The organism is Georgenia muralis, assembly GCF_003814705.1.
GTDB classification, from domain to species: Bacteria; Actinomycetota; Actinomycetes; order Actinomycetales; family Actinomycetaceae; genus Georgenia; species Georgenia muralis.
Genome location: NZ_RKRA01000001.1, coordinates 519,206 through 543,910 on the forward strand (window position 1 = coordinate 519,206; position 24,705 = coordinate 543,910).

The following is a 24,705-nucleotide window of genomic DNA, read 5'->3' on the forward strand; positions in this document are numbered from 1 at the left end:
CTGGCCGCCCGGTGAGTCGGGCCGCCCGGTGAGTCGGGCCGCCCGGTGAGTCGGGCCGCCCGGTGAGTCTGGCCGCCCGGCGACCGGGGGTGCTGCCGGCGCCTGCCGTCAGCCGGCGGCCGGGGCGTCCCCGGCGCCGGCCAACGCCTCGTTCTTGCCGTGGCGCTTCTGGGCCCGTTCCAGGGCGCGGCGACGCATCTCGCGGGCCTGCTCCTCGAGCTCGTCGGCGCGCGCCTCGTCCCGGGTGAGGTTGGCCCCCGACTCGGGGTCGAACACGTGCATCGCGCCGGGGTCGAACCACAGCTCGGCGGTGTCGCCGTCGCGAACGGTCGAGAGGGACTCCAGCGCCACGACGAGCTGGGTGCGCATGCCCTCGCCGTCGAGGTCACGGTCCAGCTCCTCGAGCTTGCCCCGCACCGCCTCGTGGGTCTCGAACGGGATGTAGGCGTAGAGGACCTCGCCCAACCACTCGGTGACGTCGACATCGGCCTCGAAGAGGAGGCCCTTGCTGCGCTGGTCGCCGGTCATCGTCTCGGCGTCCTCGAAGGAGTCGGGCCGGATCCCGACGATCACGATCTCCCTCTCGCCCACCGCGGACCGCAGCCGGTCGTCCATGGGCACGTCGACGAAGGGCAGGTGGAGAACGTCCCCGCGGGCCATGCCAGGGACGAAGTTCATCGGCGGGGACCCGATGAACCCGGCCACGAAGAGGTTGACCGGCTGGTCGTACAGGCCCCGCGGGCTGGCCACCTGCTGCAGCTCGCCGCGCCGCAGCACCGCGACCCGGTCGCCGAGCGTCATCGCCTCGGTCTGGTCGTGGGTGACGTAGACCGTGGTCGTGGCGAGGGTGCGCTGGAGGCGGGCGATCTCGGTGCGCATCTGCCCGCGGAGCTTGGCGTCGAGGTTGGACAGCGGCTCGTCGAAGAGGAACGCCTTGGCCTCACGCACGATGGCGCGGCCCATGGCGACCCGCTGGCGCTGGCCGCCGGAGAGGTTGGCTGGCTTGCGCTCGAGGTGCTCGTCGAGCTCGAGCAGGGTGGAGGCCCGGCGCACCCGCTGGTCGATCTCGTCCTCGGTGAACTTTCCCTTGGTCAGGCGCAGCGGGAAGGCGATGTTCTCGTAGACGGTCAGGTGCGGGTAGAGGGCGTAGTTCTGGAAGACCATCGCCAGGTCGCGGTCGCGCGGCGCCTTGTCGTTGACGACGACGTCGTCGATCCTCAGCTCGCCGTCGGTGATGTCCTCCAGTCCCACGATCATCCGCAGCAGGGTGGACTTCCCGCAGCCGGAGGGCCCGACGAGGATGACGAACTCGCCGTCGGCGATGTCGAGGTCGATCCCCTTCACGGCGGTGAACCCGTCGGGGTAGGTCTTCACGACGTTGTCGAGGGTGATCGAAGCCATCGGGGCCTCTCCTTCGTGGGTGCGGGTCCGCGGGGCCTCAGCCCTTGACGGCGCCCTGGGTCAGACCGGAGACGATGCGGCGCTGGAAGAGCAGGACGATGATGACGACGGGCACGGTGACGACGACGGCGGCCGCGGAGATCGCCCCTGTGGGCTCCTCGAACTGCGAGGCCCCGGTGAAGAACGCGAGCGCGGCCGGCACCGGCCGGGCCGCCGACGTCGAGGTGAGCGAGATGCCGTAGACGAAGTCGTTCCACGCGATGAAGAAGGCGATGATCGCCGTCGTGAAGACGCCGGGGGCGGCGAGCGGCACCACGGCCTTGCGGAACGCCTGCCACGTGGTCGCGCCGTCGACCTGCGCGGCCTGCTCCAGCTCCCACGGGATCTGCTTGAAGAACGCCGTGAGGGTCCAGATGGAGATCGGCAGCGTCAGGGAGAGGTAGGGGATGATCAGGCCCAGCCAGGTGTCGTACAGCCCGATGTTGCGCCAGAGGTTGAACAGCGGTGTGACGATGGAGATGACGGGGAAGATCGACACCGCGAGCGCCGTCGTGAGGATGAGCCGCTTGCCCGGGAAGTCCAGCCGCGCGATGGCGTAGGCGGCGAAGGTCGCCAGGACGACGGCGATGAAGGTCGAGATGAGCGAGATGCCGATCGAGTTGCGCAGGGCGGGCAGGAACAGGTCCTGCGCGCTGCCGCCGGGGGCGAGGATGGCGGCGTAGTTCTCCCCCGTCCACTCCTGGGGCAGGAACGTCCCGGAGAAGAGTCCCTCCTGGGTCTTGAACGACGTCATGATGATGGACAGGACCGGGAAGAGGGACCACACCAGCACCGCCACCGCGATGGCGGCCCAGCCGACCTTCTGCCTCGTCGTCAGGGCACCCATGTCACTCCCCTCCCCGGGCGCTGGCCAGGTCGACCTTGAAGCCCTTGACCGCGACGAAGCTGATGAGGATCACGCACAGGAACAGCAGCACGGAGATCGCCGAGCCGAGCCCGATCTCCAGGCGCCCGATCGACGTGCGGTAGGCCAGCAACGACAGGACCTCGGTGCCGTTGGCGCCGTTGGTCATGATGAAGACGTTGTCGAAGATCCGGAACGCGTCCAGGGCCCGGAACAGCACGGCGACCATGATCGCGGCCTTCATGTTCGGCAGGATCACCCGCTTGAGCACCTGCCAGGAGGTCGCACCGTCGACCTTCGCCGCCTCCTCGAGGTCCCCCGGCACCTGGGCCAGGCCCGAGAGGAGCAGCAGGGAGATGAAGGGCGTGGTCTTCCACACCTCGGAGGCGATGATGACGAAGAGCGACGTCCCCTGGGCGGCGAACCAGTTGAGGTTCTCGTCGACGCCGGGCACCCAGTCGAACCAGTTGTTGACGAATCCGCCGGAGTTGATGTCGAAGGCGTAGAACCAGGCGAAGGCCGAGACCACCGTGATGATGCCGTACGGCACGAGGATCGCGGTGCGCAGCCACCCGCGCAGGGTCGTGATCGCGCGGTGCATGACCATCGCCAGGGCGAAGCCGAGCACCAGCTCGATCGCGACGGTGACGACCGTGATGAGCAGGGTCACCCACAGGCTGTCCCAGAAGACCGCGTCGGTCAGCACCACGGCGTAGTTGCCGGCACCGACGAACTCCCGGGCGTCGGGGTCGGTGAGGCGGAAGTTGAAGAGCGAGTCGAAGACGGCCTGGAGGATCGGGTAGAGGGTCACGGCGAGCATGACGACGAACGCGGGGCCGGCGAGCATCCAGCCCAGGCGCACCTCGTCGCGCGCCCGGTCCGAGCGGCGCACCCGCCCGGTGGTCGGCTTCCGACCCGTGGCGCTTCGCTCCCGGGTCCGGTCCACCCCGACCGGTGGCATGGCCTCGGTGCTCACAGCAGCCTCTCCCCTCGCAGCACGGCGGTGATGAGGGACGTGGCCTCCTCCGGGCTGGAGTCCGGGCTGACCGCCGACGGCGGGTGCCACGTCTCCTGGAGGCCCAGGGTGACCTCGTTGTACCGGGGGGTCTGGGGCCGCGGGACCGCCAGGTCGAGGGAGTCCCTGATCGTCTCCCACATGGGGAAGTCCTCGGCCACGCGCGGGTCCTCGTACGCCTCGACCGAGGAGGGCGGGTTGCCGTTGGTGACGAAGTACTCCGCCTGGTTCTCCGGGGCGACGATGCACTCCACCGCCTGGTACGCCAGGTCGACGTCGTCGCTGAACGCACCGACCCCGAGGTTGATCCCACCGACCGGGGGCGCGGCGTCGGCCCCCTCCTCGACCTGGGGGTAGATCGCCCAGCCCATGTCCTCGACGACGTCGGGGCTCGCCTCGCCCAGCGCCGCCCACACGAAGGGCCAGTTGACCATGAAGGAGCCGTCGTCGGAGGCGAAGAGGTTCATCGAGGCGTTCTCGTCGGCGGTGGGCAGCCCGGGCCCGCCGAGCCCCTCGTCGCCGATGCGGCCGATGATGTCCGCCGCGGCCCGGCCGGCGTCGGTGTCCAGCCCCAGCTCGACCTCGTCCGCCGGTGCCTCGGGGTTGGCGATGATCTCGCCGCCCGCGGAGGCGACCAGTGCGTTGATCCACACGGTGAGGGACTCGCCCTTGGTGCCCTGGACACCGAGCAGCTTGTCCTGGCTCCGGGCCGCCTCGATGATCTCGTCCCAGGTGACCGGCTCGGTCATGTCCAGCCCGGCCGCCTCGGCCACCGACTCGCGGTACCAGAGGAGCTGGGTGTTGGCCCAGAAGGGGATCGTCACGAGCTCGCCGTCCCACATCGCGGAGTCGACCGCGCCCTGGACGACCCCCTCGGTCCCCAGGGCCTCGAGCTCGGCCGGGACGGGTGCGAGGAACCCCGGCTCGGCGAGCTCGGGGATGAAGGGCGGGTCCAGGCTCATGATGTCGATCGAGCCGTCCTGCGCCGCGAGGCGCCGGGCCAGCTGTTCGCGCTGGGAGGCGGCGTCGCGCGGGAGCAGTGACGTCTCGATGACGTACGCGCCGTCGGCGGCCTCGGTGCACGACTGGGCGATCGCCGCCTGCCCCCCGGCGTCGGGGTTGATGTACCAGGTCAGCGTCGGAGTGCCGCTCTCGCCCGAGCAGGCGGCCAGGGCAGCACCGACGGCCAGAGCCGTGACGGTGGCGAGTATGCGTCGTCGCACGTGGACCCCCTCGATCAGCTGTGACCCAGCCAACACGAGACACGCACACCCTGCCACCGGAGGAGACCGTGCCGCGAGATCACGGAGGCCACCTTGCCGGATCCCCGCGCACGCCTGCCAGGATGGCCGGGTGAACACCGACGACACCACCCTCTCCCCCGCCCAGGCGTGGGCGCGGCTGCGCGCCGGCAACGCCCGCTTCGCCGCCGACGCCATGGAGCACCCCTCGCGGGGCGCGGCCCGTCGCGCCGAGCTGGCCGGTGGCCAGCATCCCTTCGCGGTGGTCCTGGGCTGCTCGGACTCCCGGGTGCCGGCCGAGCTCGTCTTCGACCAGGGCCTCGGCGACCTCTTCGTCGTCCGGACCGCCGGGCACGTGCTGGACCCGGCCGTCATCGGCTCGGTGGAGTACGGCGTGGCGGTCCTCGGCGCCCCCCTCGTCGTGGTCCTGGGGCACGAGGGCTGCGGCGCGGTGCGCGCCGCCACGGATGCCCTGGTGAGCGGTGCGTCGGCACCGGGCTTCGTCGGCGAGGTCGTCGACCGCCTCGTGCCCTCGCTCGTCACCGAACCCGGCTCGCCCGTCGCCGCCGGGGCCGGCGCCGGCGAGCTGCCCGGGCAGGAGGAGCTGCGCCGCCGGCACGTGCGCGCCACGGTCCGGCGCCTGCACGGGCGGTCCGCGCTCGTCGCCGCCGAGGTGGCCGAGGGCCGCTGCGCCGTGGTCGGGGCCGACTACGCCCTCACCGAGGGCACGACCGTGCTCGTCGAGTCGGTGGGCGCGCTCGGCTGACGGCCCGGCGCCCCTGTCGGCGGTCCCTGCCAGGAAGTCCGCGGGCCGGGTCCCGGCGGCGCGCCGGGACCCGGCCCGCGGCCGCCGCTCAGATCTCGACGCCCTCCAGCAGCTCGGTGACCAGCGCCGAGACCGCCGAGCGCTCGGACCGGGTGAGCGTGACGTGCGCGAAGAGCTCCTTGCCCTTGAGCGCCTCGACCACCGCGGCGATGCCGTCGTGGCGCCCCACCCGCAGGTTGTCGCGCTGGGCGACGTCGTGGGTGAGGACCACCTTGGAGTTCTGGCCGATGCGCGAGAGCACGGTGAGCAGGACGTTGCGCTCGAGCGACTGGGCCTCGTCGACGATGACGAAGGCGTCGTGGAGGGACCGGCCCCGGATGTGGGTGAGCGGCAGCACCTCGAGCATCCCGCGGGCGATGACCTCGTCGAGGACCTCCTGGGCGACGAGCGCGCCGAGGGTGTCGTAGACCGCCTCGGCCCAGGGGTTCATCTTCTCGTGCTGGTCCCCGGGCAGGTACCCCAGCTCCTGCCCGCCGACGGCGTACAGCGGCCGGAAGACGAGGACCTTGCGGTGCTCCCGACGCTCCATGACCGCCTCCAGGCCGGCACACAGCGCGAGGGCGGACTTGCCCGTCCCGGCCCGCCCGCCGAGGGAGACGATGCCGACGTCCGGGTTGAGGAGGTGGTCGATCGCGATCCGCTGCTCGGCCGACCGGCCCCGCACGCCGAAGACCTCCCGGTCGCCCCGCACGAGGTGCAGCCGCCCGCCCGCGGCGGTGGTCGCCAGCGCCGAGCCGCGTGGGGAGTGCAGGACCACGCCCGTGTGGACCGGGGCGTCGGCGAGCCCGTCCGGGGTGGCGAGGTCGTCGACGACGAGGGACTCGGCCCCCCACAGGTCCGCCATCTCGGACTCGGTCAGCTCCGCCGTCGCCATCCCCGTGTAGCCGGAGTCCACCACCTGCTGGGCGCGGTACTCCTCGGCGTTGAGGCCGACGGCTGAGGCCTTGACCCGCATCGGCAGGTCCTTGGAGACGACGGTGACGTCGTTGCCCTCCGCGGCGAGGTTGGCGGCCACGGAGAGGATGCGGGTGTCGTTGTCCCCCAGCCGCAGCCCGGAGGGCAGGACCTGGTCGTTGGTGTGGTTGAGCTCGACCCGCACCGTCCCGCCGTCGTCGCCGACCGCGACGGGGTGGTCGAGCCGGCCGTGCTTGATGCGCAGGTCGTCGAGCAGGCGCAGCGCCGAGCGGGCGAAGTAGCCCAGCTCGGCGTGGTGACGCTTGCCCTCGAGCTCGGTGATGACCACCACTGGCACGACGACGTCGTGCTCGGCGAAGCGCAGGATGGCCCGCGGGTCGGAGAGCAGCACGGAGGTGTCCAGCACGTAGGTGCGCAGCGCGGTGCCGGTCGGCTCGGCGACGCCGAGCTCGGCCGCGACGTCGGGACCGGACTCGGCCGGGGCGGCCGCGGTGGCGGCGGGGCGGGTCCGGGCGGTGACCTGCTGCGGGGCGCTGGAAGTGCGGTTGAGGCTCACGAGGGCTCCCTCCGGCGCCGTGGCGCCGCGTCAGCTGCTCGGGTGATGGGCGCGGAGCGCGCCCGACCCGGCGGTGGTGGGGGCGGTGGGCCGGCCCGTGAGGGACCGGCGGCCCCTCCCGTCCGCAGCTGGCTGCTGCATGGGCTGACCTCCCGGAGGACGGCCGGTGCGCCGTCCTTCAGAGCGAAACTACGACCGGCGCGGGCCCTGTCCACCGCGACACACCGCAGCGCGCGGTGGTGTTCACACGCCCGACACACGACGTTCGGCCGCGGCCGAGCCCCGAGGCGGCGGTCCTCAGCCACCGAGGCGGCAGACCTCAGCGGCCGAGGCGCCGCTCCCGCTGGGCGTAGTCGCGCAGCGCCCGCAGGAAGTCCACCCGACGGAAGTCGGGCCAGTAGACCTCGCAGAAGTAGTACTCGCTGTGCACGGACTGCCACAGCAGGAAGCCGCCGAGGCGCTGCTCGCCGGAGGTGCGGATGACGAGGTCGGGGTCGGGCTGCCCCTTGGTGTACAGGTGCTCGGTGATGTCGTCGACGCCGATCTCCGCGGCGATCTCCTCGATGCTCTGCCCGGCGGCGGCGCGCTCGAGCAGCAGCGACCGCACCGCATCGGTGATCTCGTGGCGGCCGCCGTAGCCGATCGCGACGTTGACCGCCATGCCGTCCAGGCCGTCGGTGCTGGCCTGGGCGGCGCTGAGCCTGGCCGCGAACGCCGGCGGGAGGAGGTCGAGGGAGCCGACCACCCGCAGGCACCAGCGGCCCGTCCGCGCGAGCTTCTCGACCGTGCCGGTGATGATCTCGAGCAGGTCCGCGACCTCGGCCGGGTCCCGCTCGAGGTTGTCGGTGGAGAGCATCCACAGGGTCACGACCTCGACACCGGTCTGCTCCGACCAGTGGAGGAGCTCGGAGATCTTGTCCGCCCCACGCCGGTGCCCGTGGACCACCGGGCTGCCCAGCGCCTTGGCCCAGCGCCGGTTGCCGTCGAGGATGACGGCGACGTGCCGGGGGATGCGCTGCCGGTCGAGGTCGGCGACGAGGCGCCGTTCGTACAGGGTGTACAGCAGATCCGGCGTGCGCATCGACCGACAGTCACTCTCCTCGCCCCTGCGGCTTCGCCGCCCTGCCGCGGGGAGGTCCCCCGGTGGCTGCTCGGAGGTTACCGCCGTCACGTGCCCCGTCGAACCGCGAGGGCCAAACCTACGCTACCGTAGGTTGTCTCGTCCGACTTCGCCCCGGAGGCGTCCCATGTCCCCAGTCCCGGACCGCACGGCCGGCGTCGCCGACGCGATCAAGCCGAGGCTGCGCGGCTGGCTGCACGCCGTGACCGCTCCCCTCGCGCTGGTCACGGGTGTCGTCCTGGTCCTCCTGACCCCTGCGGGGGCCGGCCGGGTCGCGGTCGCCGTCTTCGCCCTCGCCGGCGTCGTGCTGTTCGGCACGTCGGCGGTCTACCACCGCGGCACGTGGTCGCCTCGTGCCGCGGCCACGCTGCGCCGGACGGACCACTCGAACATCTTCCTGCTCATCGCGGGCACCTACACCCCGCTCGCCGTCCTGCTGCTGGAGCGGTCCACCGCCACGATGCTGCTCACGGTGGTGTGGGGCGGGGCCGTCCTGGGCATCCTCGCCCGGGTCGTCTGGCTCTCGGCCCCGCGGTGGGTCTACGTGCCGATCTACATGGCGCTCGGATGGGTGGCGGTGTGGTTCATGCCTGCCTTCTGGGCCGGTGGTGGCCCGGCCGTCGTCGCGTTCGTCGCCGCCGGCGGGCTGGCGTACACCGTCGGTGCGATCGTCTACGCCCTCAAACGGCCCAACCCCTCACCCCGGTGGTTCGGCTTCCACGAGATCTTCCACGTCGGCACGGTCGTGGGCTGGGGCTGCCACGTCGTCGCTGTCGCCCTGGCGGTGGCGCAGGCCTGACCGACCGGCCGCCGCACCGGCTGCCCGCCCGCCCCGGGGGGCCTCGCCGGCGCGCGGACCTGCGGCAACGGCCCTACGCTCGGTGCCACCCGGACCGAGGAGGAACCGTCATGGCCGACGACGCCGAGAACCTGTGGACCGCCGACCCGCGGCGGCTGCTGCGCCCGGGCCCGGAGTTCAACCTCGCCTCGGTCGACCGCGCCGGGACCCCCGGGTGGTCGGGCGACAAGGACGACGCCAAGGAGCTCATGCTCCGGCGCGGCGAGCTGCTGTCGGAGCTGCAGGAGCGGCTCTTCGCCCACGGCCGCACCGGCGGGGACCGGTCGGTGCTGCTCGTGATCCAGGGCCTGGACACCGCCGGCAAGGGCGGCATCGTCCGGCACGTCCTGGGCATGGTCGACCCGCAGGGCGTAGCCCTACGCTCCTTCGGCGTCCCGACCGAGGAGGAGCGCGAGCACCACTACCTGTGGCGCATCCGCAACGCGCTCCCGCGCCCGGGCCAGATCGGCGTCTTCGACCGGTCCCACTACGAGGACGTCCTCGTCGTGCGGGTGCAGGGCCTCGTCGAGCGCGAGGTCTGGGAGCCCCGGTTCGAGGAGATCAACCGCTTCGAGGAGGAGGTGGTCGAGTCCGGCACGACGATCGTCAAGGTCGCCCTCATGGTCTCGGCGGAGGAGCAGGGGATGCGCCTCATGGAGCGGCTCGACCGGCCGGACAAGCACTGGAAGTACAACCCATCCGACGTCGACACCCGGCAGCGCTGGTACGACTACCAGGCCGCCTACGCCGACGTCCTCGCCCGGACGAGTACCGACGTCGCGCCCTGGTACGTCGTGCCCGCCGACAAGAAGTGGTACTCCCGCCTGGTGGTCACAGAGCTGCTCACCCAGGCGCTCATCGACCTCGACCTCACGTGGCCCCAGGCCGACTTCGACGTCGAGACCGAGCGGGCCCGGCTGGCCGCCACCATGCAGCCACAGGTCCTGGCCGCCGCGGAGCAGGCCGGCGAGCAGGCTCGCGCCAAGCACGTCGACGGCGAGGAGTCCTACCGCGAGGCGCTCGCCGAGGCGGGCTCGCTGGACGACCTCCCCGGCGACGACGGGGACGACTGACGTCGGCTCGTCGCCTCACGGTCGGAGCCCGACGGCCGGTCTAGCGACCCGCCGCCGCGTCGTCCTCGGCGGTCGTGGCACGATGCTCGACGACCGTGGCCGGGCCGTCCTCGACGACCGTCACCCGGCGGTCGTCGGCGGGGCCGCGCACTGCGTCGTCCGCGGCGGCGGCCGCCTCGGCCTCGTCCCGGAGCCGCGCGTTGCGGTCGACGCGGCGCATGTGCCGGGTCATCGACCAGAACAGCGGGATCGCCGCGACGGCCAGGAGGAAGAACCCCCAGAAGAAGCCCTCGAGGCCGGGGCTGACGACCCACGCCTCCATCTCCACCGGTGTGGGGGTGGGCGCGGCGGGCAGGAGGATCACGACCCCACCTTCCCACGTCCTGCGGGGACCTCGGCGCCGCCGGGCCGGACGCCTGCGAAGAGGTCGTCCTCGAGTCCCTCGGGCGTGCCGACCCGGGACCGGGCGAGCTCGAACTCCTCGTACGGCCAGGTCTCGGCCTCGATGTCGCGGGGCACCTGGAAGAAGAACCCGTCGGGGTCGATCTGGGTGGCGTGCGCACGCAGCGCGGCGTCCCGGGCGGGGAAGTGCTCGGCGCAGCGGACCCGCGCCGTCGCCGGCCGCCGGGGCCGGTCGCGGCGCCGCTCGAACCACTCCTCGAAGGGCGAGCTGAGCCCGCGCTCCTGCATCGCGGTGTGCACCGCCTCGATCCGCGCGAGCGAGAACGAGATGTCGTAGTACAGCTTCTGCACCGCCCAGGCCGGACCCGCCTCGGGGTAGGCGTCGGGGTCGGCCGCCGCCTCGTAGGCGGCCACCGCCACCTTGTGGGCCATGATGTGGTCCGGGTGGGGGTAGCCGCCGTTCTCGTCGTAGCAGGTCATGACGTGCGGCTGGAACTCGCGGATCTGCCGCACGAGCGCGCCGACCGGGACCTCCAGCGGCTCCAGGGCGAAGCAGCCCTCGGGCAGCGGCGGCAGCGGGTCGCCCTCGGGCAGGCCCGAGTCGACGAACCCGAGCCAGACGTGCTCGATGCCCAGGGCCCTGGCCGCCTCGGCCATCTCGCGCCGGCGGTAGCCGGGCAGGTCGCGCAGGATCTCGGCGTCGCCCTCGAGGCGCGGGTTGAGGATGTCCCCGCGCTCGCCCCCGGTGCAGGTCACGACGCGGACGCGGTGCCCCTCGGAGGTGTACTTCGCCATGGTGGCCGCGCCCTTGCTCGACTCGTCGTCGGGATGGGCGTGGACGGCCATGAGCCGGAGGGACTGGTCGGGCACGGCGAGGTTCCTCTGCTGGGGTGGGCGGTGGCCGGACGGCGGCCTGGTCTGCGGGACAATGGTCTCGCATCACCGCCGGGTTTGGCGACGCAGGGCCCGGCAGCCGCACCGAAGGAAGGCCACCATGTCCGCCAGCCCCCAGCACGACGCCGGCCCACCGGTCCGCGGGCCCGTGGACGAGGACGTCGTGGCCGCGCGGTACGGCCGGGGCCCGTCGTCGGCGACGCGCCGTCGCCGCCTCGTGGCCGCCGTCGTGGCCGTGGCCCTGCTGCTGGCCGCCGCGGTCGCGCTTCAGGCCGCGTCCCTGCGCGAGCCGTCGGTCCAGGTGGAGAACCTCGGCTTCACGGTCGACGACGCCTCCCGCACCACCGTCCGGTTCTCCCTCCTCACCGCGCCGGGCACCACCGCCTCGTGCACGCTCGTCGCCCTCAACGAGTCCTTCACCCAGGTGGGGTTCCGCCAGGTCACGGTCGGTCCGGTCACCGGCCAACGGACGTCGCACGAGGCGGTCGTGACCACCACCGAGCTCGCCACCACCGGCAGCGTCGAGAGCTGCCGGGTCGTGGACGCGGGCTGACTCCCCCGTTGCCCTTGATATACTCGTTCCTTTACACGCCGCCCCGGACGCGGCACGCGAGTGCAGACGCACGGGGCGGAGATTCCCTTTGCCTCGGCCGCGCGGGTGCGCGGACCGGGGCACGAACTTATGTGGAGGAGGAGCCGTGACGCAGACGAGCACCACCTGGCTCACCCAGGAGGCGTACAACCGGCTCAAGGCGGAGCTCGAGCACCTCACGGGCGCCGGCCGGGCCGAGATCGCCGAGAAGATCGACGCGGCCCGTCAGGAGGGCGACCTCAAGGAGAACGGCGGGTACCACGCCGCCCGCGAGGAGCAGGCCAAGCAGGAGGCCCGCATCAACCAGCTCACCGAGCTCCTGCGCAACGCGCACGTGGGCGAGGCCCCGCCGGACGACGGCATCATCGAGTCGGGCATGGTCGTCACCGCCAAGGTGGCCGGCAAGGAGCGCACCTTCCTCCTGGGCTCGCGCGAGGGGGCGCCGGACCTGGACATCGAGGTCTACTCCGAGTCCTCCCCGCTCGGCAGCGCGCTGGTGGGGAAGAAGGAGGGCGACACCGCCTCCTACGACGCACCGAACGGCTCGACCATCACCGTCGAGGTCACCTCGGTCAAGCCCTTCCAGGGCTGACAGGCACCGCCCGGACGGGCCGTCTCCTCACGGGGAGACGGCCCGTCCGTCGTCGCGCCGGCCCGGAGCCGCGACGGTCAGTGGCGCAGGATCGTGTAGCCGTGGCCGCGGAGCTCCTCGAGCACCGACTCGCAGTGCTCGGGCCCCTTGGTCTCCAGCTCGACGGTGATCTCCACCTCGTCGACGGCGAGGCCGGCCGCGGTGCGCGCGTGCTCGATGTTCACCACGTTCCCGCCGCTCTCGGCCAGGCGCTGGAGCAGCCGCGCGAGGTTGCCGGGGGTGTCCTTGAGCAGCACGCGCATCTGCAGGTACCGCCCGGCGGCGGACATGCCGTGCCGGATGATCCGCAGGAGCACCAGCGGGTCGACGTTGCCCCCGGAGAGGACGACGACGACCGGCCCGGCGAAGGCGTCGGGCTCGGCCAGCAGGGCGGCCACGCCCGCCGCCCCCGAGGGCTCCACCACCAGCTTGGCACGCTCCACCACGTGCAGGACGGCGCGGGAGAGCTCCTCCTCGGAGACCGTCCGGACCGAGGCGACGTGCTCGGCGATGAGCCGGAACGGCACCTCGCCGGGCATCCCGACCGCGATGCCGTCGGCCATCGTGTGCAGCTCCCGGCGCAGCACCGGGTGCCCCTGCGCCAGCGACGCGGGGTAGGCCGCGGCCGCCGCCGCCTGCACGCCGACCACCGCCACGGTCGGGTCGACGGCGTGGACGGCGGCCGCGACACCCGCGAGCAGCCCCCCTCCCCCGGTCGGGACGAGGATCGTGCGCACCCCGGGCACCTGCTCGAGGACCTCCAGGCCGATCGTGCCCTGACCGGCGACGATGTCGGGGTGGTCGTAGGGGTGGATGAGCACCCGGCCGGAGTCGTCCGCGGTCGCGGCGGCGAGGCACTCGGTGAGGTCGGCGCCGGTGAGCACCACCTCGGCGCCGTACTGACGGGTCGCGGCGACCTTGGGCAGGGCGGCGTCGACCGGCATGAAGATCCGCGCGGAGATCCCCAGCTCCCGCGCGGCCAGGGCCACCCCCTGGGCGTGGTTGCCCGCGGAGGCCGCCACGACCCCGCGGGCCTTCTCCTCGGTGGTCAGCCGGGACATGCGCACGTAGGCGCCGCGGACCTTGAACGAGCCGGTGCGCTGGAGGTTCTCGGCCTTGAGCCAGACCGGCGTCCCGACGAGGCGGGCCAGGGTGGTCGACTCCTCGACCGGGGTCACCCGGGCGACGGCGGCGACGGTCCGCGCCGCCTCGCTGAAGGTCTCCAGGTCGAAGGCGCTCATCGTCCCGGCCCGTCCCGGCCGGCGTCGGGCCGGTCCCGTCCGTCACGGCCGTGATCGTCCCGGCCGTCGTCGCCGCCGCGGTGGCCCTGGGCCGCCCGGTCGTGGGCTGTCCGGTCGTGGGCGCCCGGGTGCCCGCCGCCGGCAACAGTCGCGGTGGCGGGGCTGACCGTCGCCGGCCGGCCCTCCTCGTCGACGATCGAGCCGTCCTCGGCGACCTGCAGCTCGACCTCGGGGTAGGAGGCCTCGATCGCCTCGGTGACCGCCCCCGGCGGGCCGCCGGGCCGGTTGAGGTCGTCGGCGATCTCGGGGTACTTGTCGTGCCCGTTGAGGTAGAGCAGGACGGTGTTGAGCACGGCGGCGACCGGCACCGCGAGGAGGGCGCCGAGGATCCCGGCCACACCGGTGCCGGCGGTGACCGCCAGGAGGATGGCGATGGGGTGCAGCGAGAGGGCGTTGCCCTGCAGCCAGGGCTGGAGGAGGTTGCCCTCGATCTGCTGGACGAGCAGCACGATGGCGAACATGATCAGGCCCGTCACCGGCCCCTGGTCGACGAGGGCGACGAGGACGGCGACCGCCCCGGTGAGGAACGCACCGACGATGGGGATGAACGCACCGAGGAAGACCAGCACCCCGATGGGCAGGGCGAGCGGGACGCCCAGGATGAGCGCGCCGGCGGCGATGCCGACGGCATCGACGAAGGCCACGAGGATCTGGGTGCGGGCGTAACCGCCCACCGTGATCCAGGCGCGGATCCCGGACTCGTTGATCCGCTCCCGCGCCGGCCGCGGCGCGAGCCGGACGAACCACTGCCAGATGCGCCGGCCCTCCTTGAGGAAGAAGAACAGGCAGAAGATGGCGATGACCGCGCCGGTGAGGACCGACGTGAGCGAGCCGGTGGCGTTGACCACCCCGTTGATGAGGACGTCGGAGTTGTCCCGCACCTGACCGGTGACCTGCTCGAGGACCTGGTCGATCTGGGCCTCGTCGATGCCCAGCGGGCCGTCGGACAGCCACGCCAGCAGCTGGTCGAAGCCCGCCACGGCCTGCTCGGTCAGGGCGCCGAACCCGTCGACGATGGACCGGCCGGCGAGGACGAGCAGGGCGACGAGGGTGGCGAGCGTGGCGACGATCGCGGTGAGGGAGGCGAGCGCACGCGGGAACCGCAGCACCCGCCGCAACCAGGCCGCCAGGGGGTCGAGGAGCACCGCGATGATGATGGCGAGGAGGAACGCCACGACGATGGTCTGGAAGGTGATGACGAGGTAGCCGAGGATCGCCAGCGCTGCGGCGACGACGATGAACCGCCACGCCCACGCGGCCGATGCCCGCAGACCGAACGGCACCACGCCGGAGGGGTCGGACGCCGCCGAGGACGCCGCTGCGGCGCGACCGGTCGTGACACCGCCCGGCCGGCGACCGACCGGCCGGTCCGGCCGCGAGGGGCTCAGGCGCGTGCGCCAGGTGCTCAGGTCCGGCATGGTCTCCTCGCTCGCTGCGGCCGATCGTGCCGCTAGCGTACGGGCCGGGCGCGCCGCGTCCGGACGGGCCCTCCCGCCGCGCCGGGACGAACCGGACGGAACACGGCGGGGGGCGCACGGCGTTGCACCGTGCGAGACCAACACAGGAGGACCGATGTTCGGACGCAAGACCGAGATGGTGACCCCGCACGAGGCGCTGCCGGGCCGCACGGGGTACCCGTTCCGGGTGCCCACCACCCACGAGGTGCTCGGCACGCCGCTGCAGGGCCCGTGGCCCGAGGGCGCCGAGGTCCTCTACGTGGCCATGGGGTGCTTCTGGGGGGCCGAGCGGATCTTCTGGCGCCAGGAGGGCGTGGTCTCCACCGCCGCCGGTTATCTCGGCGGGTACACCCCGCACCCCACCTACGAGGAGGTCTGCACGTCCCGGACCGGGCACACCGAGGCGGTGCAGGTCGTCTACGACCCGACGCTCACGGACCCCGAGCTCCTGCTCAAGGCGTTCTGGGAGAACCACGACCCGACCACCGCGAACCGCCAGGGCAACGACGTCGGCACGCAGTACCGCTCCGGGATCTACTGGACCACGCCCGGTCAGGAGGCTGCCGCCCGTGCCACCCGCGACGCGTTCCAGGACGTCCTCACCGCGCACGGGCACGGCGCCATCGCCACCGAGCTGCGGCCGTTCGCGGACACGACGGCGGACGGCGCGGTCGTGCCCGGCGCCGGACCGTTCTACTACGCCGAGGACTACCACCAGCAGTACCTCCACAAGAACCCGGGCGGGTACTGCAACCACGGGCCCAACGGCATGACGTGCCCGGTCGGCCTGGTCCGTCAGGACCAGGTGCCGGCCCAGGTCGACGTCGCACCGCCCGTCGACGCCTGAGCGGGACGGACCCACGAAGGACGACGGCGAGGGGCAGCCAGGTTCTCCCGCGCCCGGCAGATGACCAGCCCCGTCGCGCGGGGGCCCGCCGCGCCGCCGTACTGTGGACCGCGGCCCCGGCTCCCCGGGTGACCGACCGGACCAGAGAGGACGCCATGAGCAACGAGCTCCCCACCGCCACCGGCGGCTTCGGCGAGAAGCCCGAGCTGACCTTCCCCCCGACCGGGGCCCCGGAGGGTCTTCAGGTCAAGGTGCTCGAGCAGGGCGACGGCGCCGCCGTGGAGGCGGGCCAGACCATCGTCGTGAACTACCTCGGCCAGACCTGGGGCGGCCACGTCTTCGACAACTCCTACGACCGCGGCAGCTCCATCTCCTTCCCGATCGGGATGGGCGTCGTCATCGGTGGCTGGGACGACGGGCTGGTGGGCCGCCAGATCGGCTCACGCCTGCTGCTCTCGATCCCGCCGGAGGACGGCTACGGCCCGGCCGGCGTGCCCCAGGCCGGCATCAAGGGCGGCGACACCCTCGTCTTCGTCGTCGACATCCTCGGCGTCGAGTAGCCCCGCACCACACGACGGCGCCCGGTCACCCGACCGGGCGCCGTCGGCGTCTCCGCTATGGCCCTCCTTCGGCGTCTCCGCCGTGACCCTCAGACGCGGTCTCCGTGCCCGCTTCAGGCGGGCGGCGCTGGCTTCAGGCGGGCGGCACCGGGACGTCGCGGTGCCACGACTCCGTGCGGTACGCCGTCACCCAGCCGAGCGAGGCGTAGAGACCGTCGGCCCCGGTGGGCGAGTCGGCGTCGACCTCGAGGCCCACCCTGCTGCGCCCCCGGCTCGCGGCGTCGGCCACGACCGTGCTGAGCAGCGCCTTGGCCACGCCCCGCCCGCGGGCCCGGCGGTGCACGCCGATGTAGTCCACGTAGCTGCCCGGGGCGTCGTCGGGACCGGTGACGGACCCGACGAGCGCGCCGGCGGGCACCTCCTCGCCGTCGATCTCGACGCTCGCGATCCACCAGTGGTCCCACCGGTGCCCCGGGTCCTGGCGGAGCCGCTGGACGAACTCCGGGAACGACTCGCGGTAGGAGTTGAAGTGGTCCTCGAAGGACTCCTCGAGGATGCGGTGGACGGTGCGCAGGTCGTCGGCGACCGGCATGCCGTCCTCGTGCTTGCCCACCGCCCGCACCCGGACACCCGGGCGGACCGCGCCGGGCAGGCCCTCGGCGTCGGCCGCGGTGACCGGCCTGCTCATCTGGAGCCAGGTGCGCGCGTGCCGGTACCCGGCGCCGGCGAGCCACCGGCGCTGGTGCTCGTCGTCGGCGTACGCCCCCGCGTCGAGCTGGGTCTCGGCCAGGCCGCGGTGGGACGCGGCGACGACGGCGGCCCCCTCGGCCCAGGTGAGGAGCGCGGCGGCGAGCGGGCCGGCCCCCTCCACGTCGGGGTGGACCGTCACCGCGACCACGGCGCGACCCGCGGCGCGGTCGTGGACGCTGGCGCGGGCGCGGAGGGCGCCGGCAGGGTCGAGGACCAGCAGGTGGGTCCGGGTCCAGGACCCCTCCCCCACGAGCTCGGCCGTCAGCGTCCGGGTGTCCACCGACGCGGCTCCCCGGGCGGCGAGCTGGTGCGCCCGGAGCAGGTCCGCGACGGCCGCGACGTCGGCGGGGAGCGGGGGACGCGCCGTCCACCCGGGAGGCAGCTGCGCCGCCAGGGTCGCGCCGGTGACGTCGGGCAGGTCCGCGGAGGTGCTCACCCGTCCAGTCTCCCAGGGAACGACGACGGCGGCCGTCCCTGGGGGGAGGACGGCCGCCGTCGGGTCAGGGCTGCGGGCGTCAGTCGCTGCCGCGCAGGATGGCCAGGAGCCGGAGGAACTCGATGTAGAGCCACACCAGGGTCACCGCGAGCCCGAAGGCGGCGGACCAGGCGAACCGGGCCGGGACGCCGGCGTCGACGCCCCGCTTGATGGCGTCGAAGTCCATGATGAGGCTCAGCGCGGCGAGACCCACGGCGAAGATGCCGAGGAAGACGCCCAGCGGGATGCCCATGATCTCCACGCCGGTGCGCAGACCCCACGCGTCGTCGGAGGCGCCGGTGACCATGAGGACGACGTTGACGAGGGAGAACAGCGCGTAGCCCACGAGGGCGATGAGGACGAAGCGGGTCAGCTTGGGCGTGACGCGCACCGTGCCGGACTTGTACAGGAACAGGGCGGCGACGAACGTCGCGGTGGTGCCCAGCACCGCCTGGAGGACGATCCCCTCGTACATCGCGCCGAAGACGGCGGAGATGCCGCCGAGGAAGAGACCCTCGGCCGCGGCGTAGGCCAGGATCAGGGCCTTGGACGGCTCCTTCTTGAAGGCGTTGACGAGGCCGAGCACGAGGCCGACGATCGCGCCGCCGAAGGTCAGCAGGGGGTTGGCCCCCATGACGACCCAGTTGAACGCGGCGGCCACGACGATGACCCCCAGCACGAGGCCGGTCTTGACGATGACGTCGTCGTAGGTCATCCGCCCGGTGTCCGCGGGCGCGGCCGCGGGACCGCCGTAGGCGCGCTCGAGGTCCTCGACGCCGCCGGGCCGGCCGTAGCCCTGCTGGGGCTGGCCGTAGCCCTGCTGGGGCTGGCCGTAGCCCTGCTGGGGCTGAGCGTAGCCCTGCTGGGGCTGGGCGTAGCCCTGCTGCGGCTGGGCGTAGGTGGTGCCCGACCCCGGCGCGTAGCCGGGGTAGGTCGGGTAGCCCGCCGGGGTGCGTCCGCCCTTGCGGTTCTCCCCGAAGTACGGGCTGTTCTGGAACACGGGGTTGGTCACGTGGTGCCTCCTGGTCGCGGCGTCCGGTCCATCGTGTGGTGCCGGGCCGATGTCGCTGGCCTGTCGCCCATCCTAGGGGTGCCCGGTCGGGCGGTCCCGGGAAGGGTCGCTGCCATGTCCAACGCGGCGGACCCGGCGCGTGTTCCACCCGGGCCGTCCGTCCCTCGGATCTCATCCTCGGGGATGAGGCCCTCGGCCGGACGGTGGAGCCTGGACGCCTCGCGGCTCGGTCTGGGCGCCGATCCCCCCGCACCGGTCGGCCCGTAGCGTCGAGGACGTCCCCAGCCGCACGCAGGCACCATCGAGAGGTTCACCATGATCGAGGCACGCGGCCTCACCAAGCGCTACGGCAGCACCACCGCCGTCGACGGCATCAGCTTCACGATCCCCCCGGGCACCGTCACCGGGTTCCTCGGGCCCAACGGCGCCGGGAAGTCCACGACGATGCGGATGATCGTCGGCCTCGACCGGCCGACGGCGGGCACCGTCACCGTCAACGGGCGGCCCTACGCCGAGCACCGCTCCCCCCTGCGCGAGGTCGGCATCCTCCTCGACGCCAAGGCCGTGCACCCGGGGCGCACCGCCCGCTCGCACCTGCGCACCATGGCCGCCACCCACGGCATCGCGGGCAGCCGGGTGGACGAGGTCATCGAGATGACCGGGCTGTCCGCCGTCGCCGGCAAGCGGGTGGGCGGCTTCTCCCTCGGCATGGGCCAGCGGCTGGGCATCGCGTCGGCGATGCTCGGCGACCCGCAGACCCTCATCCTCGACGAGCCCGTCAACGGTCTGGACCCCGAGGGCGTCATGTGGGTGCGCAACCTGGTGCGCTACCTGGCGAGCGAGGGCCGCACCGTCTTCATCTCCTCCCACCTCATGAGCGAGATGGCCCAGACGGCGGACCACCTCCTCGTCATCGGCCGCGGTCGCATCATCACCGCCGGCCCGGTGCAGGAGGTCGTCGACTCGGTCCAGGACACCACCGTGCTGGTCCGCTCCCCCCGCGCCGGCGAGCTGGCGGACCTCGTCACCGGCGCCGGCGGCCGGGTCAGCTCCGACGAGGCCGGGGTCCTGCAGGTCCACGGCCTCTCCGCCGAGCAGATCGGCGACGCGGCCGCCGCCGCGGGCATCGCCCTGCACGAGCTGAGCCCGCGCCGCACCAGCCTCGAGGAGGCCTACATGACCTTGACGCAGGACGCCGTGGAGTACCGGTCCGACTCCTTCCACCCCACCGCCCAGGAGGGCGAGAACCGATGAGCACCGTCACCACCGACGTCCCCGCGGCCCAGGGCCGCACCCACCGCTCCGCCGTCGGCGCCGACCTCCGCTTCACGGGGGTCCTGCGGGCGGAGTGGATCAAGATGTTCTCGCTGCGCTCGACGTGGTGGACCCTCGGCGCCACCGTCGCCGTCATGGTCCTCGTCGCGCTGCTCCAGGCGACGTCCGTGCAGCTCCTCATGGACCGGCCCGAGATGGCGGGCCTGGAGGAGTTCAGCATGCACGGCGCCGAGATCGTCAGCGCCGGGTACCAGTTCTCCATGGTGACGATCGGTGTCCTCGGCGCCCTGCTCGTCACCGGCGAGTACGCGACCGGCATGATCCGCTCGACCCTGGCCGCGGTGCCCACCCGGCTGCCGGTCCTCGCCGCCAAGGCGATCGCGCTGGCCGGGGTCACGGTCGTCGTCTCGGCGGTCTCGCTGGCCCTCGCCCACCTCGTCACGGCGCCGGTCCTCGCCCGCCACGACCTCGTCCCGGACCTGGCCGACGCGCAGACGTGGCAGGTCTTCGGCGGCATGGTGTACTTCCTGGTCATGGTGGCTCTTCTCGCCCTGGGGCTCGGCACGGTGCTGCGGCACTCCGCCGGCACCATCACCGGCGTGCTCGGGCTCCTGCTCCTCCTGCCGATCGCGCTGCAGCTCATCAACCTCGACTGGGTGCAGGACGTCATGACGTACCTGCCCCTCCCGGCCGCCACCGCGTTCCTCGCGGTGAACCCGGAGTACTCGATGGCCGGCGGCCTCACCGCCGGGCAGGGCGCCGCCGTCGTGGCGGCCTACAGCGTGGTGGCGCTCACCGCGGGCGCCGTGGCGCTGCGCCGCCGGGACGCCTGAGCATGACCGTCCACCCGGGCCGTGCGCCGTCGGCGCACCGCCCGGGTGCGCCCGCAGGGACGGACGCGCCGGCCACCACGTCCGACGGCACGGCCGAGGCGTGGCTGCGCCCGGGGCCGGTCTCGCGGCTGATGCGCGCCCACCCCTGGTGGGTGGACGGCCTGCTGGCCGCCGCCTACCTCGCCCTGGGCGTGGGCGACTGGCTCGTCCAGGCGGAGATCCTCGACGCCCCCCGACCGCGCGGCGAGCTGGTCCTCACCGCGGTCTTCACCGTCCTCGTCCTCCTGCGCCGGTACGCGGCCGTCCTGGGGGTGGCGGTGGTCGCCGTCGCCGTCCCGCTCCACCGGTACCTCGTGGCCGGCCTCGAGCGCAACGGCCTCGAGCCGGGCTTCGGGGACGGCACCCTCCGGCTCGGTCTCAACGTCACCGCGTACGACGCCGGCACGATGGCCCTGCTGCTCTACGCCGTCGCGGTCTACCGCACCGCGCGGACCGCCTGGGTGAGCATGTCGGGCGCGATCGTCGCGGTGACGGCGAGCGTCCTGACCTTCGCCGACTCCTGGGCGTGGGTCACCGAGATCGTCGCGTCCTCCGCGCTGCTCGTCGTCGCCACGGTGGTGGGTCTGCAGGTCCGGGCCCGCCGGCGACGCATGCTGGAGATGACCGACCGCGCGCGCCAGCTCGCGCTCGAGCGGGACCAGCGCGAGCAGCTGGCGGTCTCCGCCGAACGCACCCGCATCGCCCGCGAGATGCACGACGTCGTCGCGCACTCCCTCACCGTCATGGTCACCCTCGCCGAGGGTGCCGCGGCGAGCCTGGACCGCAGCCCCGACCAGGCGCGTCGCGCGCTGGCCGAGCTCGCCGAGACGGGCCGCACGGCGCTGACCGACACGCGCCGCATCGTGGGGGTCCTGCGGGCCGACCTGCCCGCATCGTCCGACGGCGCGGGGATCACCGGACCGGCCGGCACCGCCGTCGGCGAGCCACCCCTGGCCCCCCAGCCGGGGCAGCACGACGTCGCGGGGCTCGTCGACCGGTTCCGCAGCGCCGGCCTGCCGGTGCGCCTGGTGGAGCAGGGGCCCGCGCTGCCCGACGAGCCCGGGCTCCAGCTCGCCGTCTACCGGATCGTGCAGGAGGCCCTGACCAACGTGCTGCGCTACGCCCGCCTCTCGCCGCGGATCGACGTCTCCCTCGTGCGTTCGGCCGGGGCGGTGGTCGTCGAGGTGGACAATGACGCCGGCGGTGCGGGGACCCCCGCGGCCGGCAGCGGTCACGGCCTCATCGGCATCCGGGAGCGCGCCGCCGTCTACGGCGGGACCGTGGACGCCGGCCCGACGCCTCACGGGTGGCGGGTGCGGGCGACGCTGCGGTGGGACGAGGAGGACGGGTGACGGACCAGGGCCGACGGGTGGGCGAGCAGAACCCCGCCGCGCCGGGACGGGCGGACCGACCGGTCCGCGTGCTCCTGGCCGACGACCAGTCGCTCCTGCGCATGGGCTTCCGGATGGTGCTCGAGGCCGAGGACGGGATCTCGGTCGTGGGCGAGGCCGCCGACGGCGCCGCCGCGGTCTCCATGGCCGAGGCCCTGCACCCGGACGTCATCCTCATGGACGTGCGCATGCCCGGGATGGACGGCATCGCCGCGACCGAGCAGATCGCGGCCCGCCGGCCCGAGAGCCGCATCCTCATCCTCACCACGTTCGACCTCGACGAGTACGCCTTCGCGGGACTGCGGGCGGGTGCCAGCGGGTTCCTCCTCAAGGACACCCGGCCCGCCGACCTCGTCCAGGCGATCCGGACCCTCGCCGCCGGCGACGCCGTCGTGTCCCCGCGCGTCACGCGGCGCATGCTGGAGATGTTCGGCTCCCACCTGCCGGCCGGCGCGCCCGAGGGCCCACCGGGCCAGGATCCCCGGCTGGGCGGGCTCACCGCCCGCGAGCTCGAGGTCCTCACCCTGGTCGCGGAGGGGCTGTCCAACGCCGAGATCGCGGGGCGGCTCTTCGTCTCGGAGACGACGGTGAAGACCCACGTGGGCAACCTGCTGTCCAAGCTGGACCTGCGCGACCGGGTGCAGGCGGTGGTGCTCGCCTACGAGACCGGGCTCGTCCGGCCCGGCTGAGCCGTGCTCCGCCGGGTCCGGCCCGCGCGGCCGGTGGCGCGGGGCCCTGACGGCTACTGCGTGCCCGAGGGCTGCTTCCCGCCGGGCAGGGCGGCCGCCCGGTCCTCCGCGGGGCGGCCGTCGGTCGCTGCCGCGGCCTCGAACGCCGCGCGCGGGTCGTGCATCGCGCCGAGGGAGACGAGCTCACGACGGAAGAACAGCGCCTCGGTCCAGTCGGCCAGGATGCGGACCTTGCGCTCGAACGAGGGCATCGCCAGCACGTGGTAGCTGCGGTGCATGAACCACGCGAGCGGCCCGCGGAACTTGTAGCCCTTGAGCTGGGCGACCCCCTTGTACAGCCCGAGCGAGGCCACGGTGCCGATGTTCTCGTGGCGGTACTCCGCGGGCGCCTCGCCGCGCAGGGCGAGGGCGAGGTTCTTGCCGAGCTGCTTGCCCTGGCGGACGGCGTGCTGGGCGGTGGGGGCGGTCGTGACCCCGGGGTCCTGGGTCAGGTCCGGGACGGCGGCGCAGTCACCGGCCGCCCACGCGTCGGGCACGACGTTGCCCTCGGCGTCGGCGACCTGGAGGGTGGCGAGGGTGCGGACCCGGCCGCGCTCGTCCAGGGGGAGGTCGGTGCGGGCCAGGACCGGGTTCGCCTTGACCCCGGCGGTCCACACGATGGTGTCCGCCTCGAACGACTCGCCCGTGGAGAGCTCGACCTTCCCGTCGACGCACGACTGCAGGAAGGTGTTGAGGTGGATCTCGACGCCGCGGTCGCGCAGCTGCTCGAGGGCGTAGCCGCCGAGCTCCTCGCCGAGCTCGGGCAGGATCCGCCCCGCCCCCTCGACGATGACGAAGCGCAGGTCCTCCGGCTCGAGGGAGGAGTACTCCTTCGTGGCCGCGCGGGCCATGTCCTCGACCTCGCCGATGGCCTCGATGCCGGCGAAGCCGCCACCGACGAAGACGAACGTGAGCATCCGGCGCCGCTTCTCGGGGTCCCACGTGGAGTCGGCCAGGGCCATGGTGTTGAGGACCTGGTTGCGCAGCGCCGTGGCCTCCTCGATGTGCTTGAAGCCGATGGCGTTCTCCGCGAGCCCGGGGATCGGCAGCGTCCGCGCGACCGAGCCGAGCCCGACGACGAGGTGGTCGTAGGTGACCTCGTACGGCTCGTCCCCGTTGACGGGTGCGATGACGGCCTTGCGTTCCGCGTGGCGGATCGAGGTGATGTTCCCCGTCAGGACGGTGGTGCCGCTCAGCTCGCGCCGCAGCGACGTCACGACGTGGCGCGGCTCGATGGAGCCCGCCGCCGCCTCGGGGAGGAAGGGCTGGTAGGTCATGTAGGGACGCGGGTCGACGACGGCGATCTCGGCGTCCGCGCGGCCGAGCTTCTTGCGCAGGGTGAAGGCGGTGTAGAGGCCGATGTACCCCCCACCGGCGATGAGGATGCGCGGGGTCCGGCCCTGGACCGGGCGCAGGTCCTCGGCGCGCCGGCCGGCGGTCCGGGCGGCGACGGCGCCGGCACCCGCGACGGCGGCGGCGGTGACGGCGAGGGAACGCGCGAGGGTGGCCATGCGTTCATGGTAGGAGCGCCGGACCGGACACTCCACGCGAGGGGGACTATTCGCCCCCGTGATACCGGACACGGGGCCTACCAGACGGTGCGCGGCGCCTCCGGGACCGACGTCCCGG

The 24,705-nt window shown here is 73.3% G+C and carries 24 protein-coding genes; 11 read left to right on the forward strand and 13 right to left on the reverse strand.

Going from position 1 to position 24,705, the window contains the following annotated elements:
• Positions 1-108: 108 nt before the first annotated feature.
• Genes EDD32_RS02290 through EDD32_RS02305 form a run of 4 tightly spaced genes read right to left on the reverse strand, consistent with a single transcriptional unit; the run spans position 109 to position 4,543 of the window.
• Positions 109-1,401, reverse strand: coding sequence for an ABC transporter ATP-binding protein (locus EDD32_RS02290; protein WP_123914243.1), 1,293 nt, complete (start codon positions 1,399-1,401; stop codon positions 109-111).
• Positions 1,402-1,438: 37 nt separating this feature from the next.
• A complete protein-coding gene (locus EDD32_RS02295; RefSeq protein ID WP_123914245.1) occupies positions 1,439-2,287 on the reverse strand; it encodes a carbohydrate ABC transporter permease in 849 nt (282 codons plus the stop codon).
• A 1-nt stretch (position 2,288) separates the two neighbouring features.
• Positions 2,289-3,266 carry a carbohydrate ABC transporter permease gene (locus EDD32_RS02300; RefSeq protein WP_123920080.1) on the reverse strand — a complete coding sequence of 326 codons (978 nt, stop codon included), beginning with the start codon at positions 3,264-3,266 and terminating at the stop codon, positions 2,289-2,291.
• A gap of 11 nt (positions 3,267-3,277) precedes the next feature.
• Positions 3,278-4,543: an extracellular solute-binding protein gene (locus tag EDD32_RS02305; protein WP_246005937.1), complete on the reverse strand. Its 1,266-nt coding sequence runs from the start codon at positions 4,541-4,543 to the stop codon at positions 3,278-3,280.
• A gap of 130 nt (positions 4,544-4,673) precedes the next feature.
• Between EDD32_RS02305 and EDD32_RS02310 the strand changes: the two genes are divergently transcribed.
• Positions 4,674-5,327: a carbonic anhydrase gene (locus EDD32_RS02310; protein ID WP_170175141.1), complete on the forward strand. Its 654-nt coding sequence runs from the start codon at positions 4,674-4,676 to the stop codon at positions 5,325-5,327.
• Positions 5,328-5,415: 88 nt separating this feature from the next.
• Here the strand turns inward: EDD32_RS02310 and phoH2 are convergent, their stop codons facing one another.
• The gene (gene phoH2, locus EDD32_RS02315; protein ID WP_246006234.1) at positions 5,416-6,720 is read right to left on the reverse strand and encodes an RNA 5'-3' helicase PhoH2; all 1,305 of its coding nucleotides are present in this window, start codon (positions 6,718-6,720) and stop codon (positions 5,416-5,418) included.
• A gap of 457 nt (positions 6,721-7,177) precedes the next feature.
• Positions 7,178-7,939 carry an isoprenyl transferase gene (locus EDD32_RS02320; RefSeq protein ID WP_123914251.1) on the reverse strand — a complete coding sequence of 254 codons (762 nt, stop codon included), beginning with the start codon at positions 7,937-7,939 and terminating at the stop codon, positions 7,178-7,180.
• A gap of 166 nt (positions 7,940-8,105) precedes the next feature.
• On the opposite strand from EDD32_RS02320, the gene trhA reads away from it, so the two are divergent.
• Both trhA and EDD32_RS02330 read left to right on the forward strand, forming a co-directional pair.
• Entirely contained in the window at positions 8,106-8,777 is a 672-nt protein-coding gene (trhA, locus tag EDD32_RS02325) for a PAQR family membrane homeostasis protein TrhA (protein ID WP_123914253.1), read from the forward strand.
• A gap of 110 nt (positions 8,778-8,887) precedes the next feature.
• Positions 8,888-9,889 carry a PPK2 family polyphosphate kinase gene (locus EDD32_RS02330; protein ID WP_123914255.1) on the forward strand — a complete coding sequence of 334 codons (1,002 nt, stop codon included), beginning with the start codon at positions 8,888-8,890 and terminating at the stop codon, positions 9,887-9,889.
• A 40-nt stretch (positions 9,890-9,929) separates the two neighbouring features.
• Here EDD32_RS02330 and EDD32_RS02335 read toward each other — a convergent pair whose 3' ends face one another.
• Complete coding sequence (locus tag EDD32_RS02335; protein ID WP_123914257.1) at positions 9,930-10,253, reverse strand: hypothetical protein; 324 nt, start codon at positions 10,251-10,253, stop codon at positions 9,930-9,932.
• Complete coding sequence (gene mca, locus EDD32_RS02340) at positions 10,250-11,161, reverse strand: mycothiol conjugate amidase Mca (protein ID WP_123914259.1); 912 nt, start codon at positions 11,159-11,161, stop codon at positions 10,250-10,252. Before mca ends, EDD32_RS02335 begins: the two co-directional genes overlap by 4 nt.
• Positions 11,162-11,285: 124 nt before the next feature.
• On the opposite strand from mca, the gene EDD32_RS02345 reads away from it, so the two are divergent.
• Positions 11,286-11,738, forward strand: a complete 453-nt coding sequence (locus EDD32_RS02345) for a DUF4307 domain-containing protein (RefSeq protein ID WP_170175169.1) — start codon at positions 11,286-11,288, stop codon at positions 11,736-11,738.
• Positions 11,739-11,883: 145 nt separating this feature from the next.
• Entirely contained in the window at positions 11,884-12,369 is a 486-nt protein-coding gene (greA, locus tag EDD32_RS02350; RefSeq protein WP_123914263.1) for a transcription elongation factor GreA, read from the forward strand.
• Positions 12,370-12,446: 77 nt separating this feature from the next.
• Here greA and ilvA read toward each other — a convergent pair whose 3' ends face one another.
• The gene (ilvA, locus tag EDD32_RS02355; RefSeq protein ID WP_123914265.1) at positions 12,447-13,649 is read right to left on the reverse strand and encodes a threonine ammonia-lyase; all 1,203 of its coding nucleotides are present in this window, start codon (positions 13,647-13,649) and stop codon (positions 12,447-12,449) included.
• Positions 13,646-15,127, reverse strand: coding sequence for an AI-2E family transporter (locus EDD32_RS02360; RefSeq protein ID WP_123914267.1), 1,482 nt, complete (start codon positions 15,125-15,127; stop codon positions 13,646-13,648). The genes ilvA and EDD32_RS02360 overlap by 4 nt, the downstream gene beginning before the upstream one ends.
• A gap of 154 nt (positions 15,128-15,281) precedes the next feature.
• Here EDD32_RS02360 and msrA point away from each other — a divergent pair, with 154 nt between their 5' ends.
• Positions 15,282-16,013, forward strand: coding sequence for a peptide-methionine (S)-S-oxide reductase MsrA (gene msrA / locus EDD32_RS02365; RefSeq protein WP_123914269.1), 732 nt, complete (start codon positions 15,282-15,284; stop codon positions 16,011-16,013).
• Positions 16,014-16,168: 155 nt separating this feature from the next.
• Positions 16,169-16,573, forward strand: coding sequence for an FKBP-type peptidyl-prolyl cis-trans isomerase (locus EDD32_RS02370; RefSeq protein ID WP_123914271.1), 405 nt, complete (start codon positions 16,169-16,171; stop codon positions 16,571-16,573).
• Positions 16,574-16,706: 133 nt separating this feature from the next.
• On the opposite strand, the gene EDD32_RS02375 is transcribed toward EDD32_RS02370, so the two are convergent.
• Positions 16,707-17,759: a GNAT family N-acetyltransferase gene (locus EDD32_RS02375; protein ID WP_246005938.1), complete on the reverse strand. Its 1,053-nt coding sequence runs from the start codon at positions 17,757-17,759 to the stop codon at positions 16,707-16,709.
• A 79-nt stretch (positions 17,760-17,838) separates the two neighbouring features.
• The gene (locus EDD32_RS02380) at positions 17,839-18,810 is read right to left on the reverse strand and encodes a Bax inhibitor-1/YccA family protein (RefSeq protein WP_123914273.1); all 972 of its coding nucleotides are present in this window, start codon (positions 18,808-18,810) and stop codon (positions 17,839-17,841) included.
• A gap of 315 nt (positions 18,811-19,125) precedes the next feature.
• On the opposite strand from EDD32_RS02380, the gene EDD32_RS02385 reads away from it, so the two are divergent.
• Genes EDD32_RS02385 through EDD32_RS02400 form a run of 4 tightly spaced genes read left to right on the forward strand, consistent with a single transcriptional unit; the run spans position 19,126 to position 23,037 of the window.
• The gene (locus tag EDD32_RS02385; RefSeq protein ID WP_123914275.1) at positions 19,126-20,064 is read left to right on the forward strand and encodes an ABC transporter ATP-binding protein; all 939 of its coding nucleotides are present in this window, start codon (positions 19,126-19,128) and stop codon (positions 20,062-20,064) included.
• Complete coding sequence (locus EDD32_RS02390; protein ID WP_123914277.1) at positions 20,061-20,918, forward strand: ABC transporter permease subunit; 858 nt, start codon at positions 20,061-20,063, stop codon at positions 20,916-20,918. Before EDD32_RS02385 ends, EDD32_RS02390 begins: the two co-directional genes overlap by 4 nt.
• Positions 20,919-20,920: 2 nt before the next feature.
• Complete coding sequence (locus EDD32_RS02395; protein WP_123914279.1) at positions 20,921-22,309, forward strand: sensor histidine kinase; 1,389 nt, start codon at positions 20,921-20,923, stop codon at positions 22,307-22,309.
• Complete coding sequence (locus tag EDD32_RS02400; RefSeq protein ID WP_447924722.1) at positions 22,306-23,037, forward strand: response regulator; 732 nt, start codon at positions 22,306-22,308, stop codon at positions 23,035-23,037. The genes EDD32_RS02395 and EDD32_RS02400 overlap by 4 nt, the downstream gene beginning before the upstream one ends.
• Positions 23,038-23,090: 53 nt before the next feature.
• Here EDD32_RS02400 and EDD32_RS02405 read toward each other — a convergent pair whose 3' ends face one another.
• Positions 23,091-24,587 (reverse strand): NAD(P)/FAD-dependent oxidoreductase, encoded by a 1,497-nt coding sequence (locus EDD32_RS02405; protein WP_123914281.1) that lies wholly within the window; start codon positions 24,585-24,587, stop codon positions 23,091-23,093.
• Between the last annotated feature and the right edge of the window lie 118 nt (positions 24,588-24,705).

Coding starts and splice junctions, on each gene's coding strand:
- trhA (WP_123914253.1), top strand. CDS start 8,106: ATGTCCCCAGTCCCGGACCGCACGGCCGGCGTCGCCGACGCGATCAAG.
- msrA (WP_123914269.1), top strand. CDS start 15,282: ATGTTCGGACGCAAGACCGAGATGGTGACCCCGCACGAGGCGCTGCCG.
- EDD32_RS02370 (WP_123914271.1), top strand. CDS start 16,169: ATGAGCAACGAGCTCCCCACCGCCACCGGCGGCTTCGGCGAGAAGCCC.
- EDD32_RS02395 (WP_123914279.1), top strand. CDS start 20,921: ATGACCGTCCACCCGGGCCGTGCGCCGTCGGCGCACCGCCCGGGTGCG.
- ilvA (WP_123914265.1), bottom strand. CDS start 13,649: ATGAGCGCCTTCGACCTGGAGACCTTCAGCGAGGCGGCGCGGACCGTC.
- EDD32_RS02320 (WP_123914251.1), bottom strand. CDS start 7,939: ATGCGCACGCCGGATCTGCTGTACACCCTGTACGAACGGCGCCTCGTC.
- EDD32_RS02390 (WP_123914277.1), top strand. CDS start 20,061: ATGAGCACCGTCACCACCGACGTCCCCGCGGCCCAGGGCCGCACCCAC.
- EDD32_RS02290 (WP_123914243.1), bottom strand. CDS start 1,401: ATGGCTTCGATCACCCTCGACAACGTCGTGAAGACCTACCCCGACGGG.
- EDD32_RS02330 (WP_123914255.1), top strand. CDS start 8,888: ATGGCCGACGACGCCGAGAACCTGTGGACCGCCGACCCGCGGCGGCTG.
- EDD32_RS02405 (WP_123914281.1), bottom strand. CDS start 24,587: ATGGCCACCCTCGCGCGTTCCCTCGCCGTCACCGCCGCCGCCGTCGCG.
- EDD32_RS02295 (WP_123914245.1), bottom strand. CDS start 2,287: ATGGGTGCCCTGACGACGAGGCAGAAGGTCGGCTGGGCCGCCATCGCG.
- EDD32_RS02385 (WP_123914275.1), top strand. CDS start 19,126: ATGATCGAGGCACGCGGCCTCACCAAGCGCTACGGCAGCACCACCGCC.
- EDD32_RS02300 (WP_123920080.1), bottom strand. CDS start 3,266: ATGCCACCGGTCGGGGTGGACCGGACCCGGGAGCGAAGCGCCACGGGT.
- EDD32_RS02345 (WP_170175169.1), top strand. CDS start 11,286: ATGTCCGCCAGCCCCCAGCACGACGCCGGCCCACCGGTCCGCGGGCCC.
- EDD32_RS02360 (WP_123914267.1), bottom strand. CDS start 15,127: ATGCCGGACCTGAGCACCTGGCGCACGCGCCTGAGCCCCTCGCGGCCG.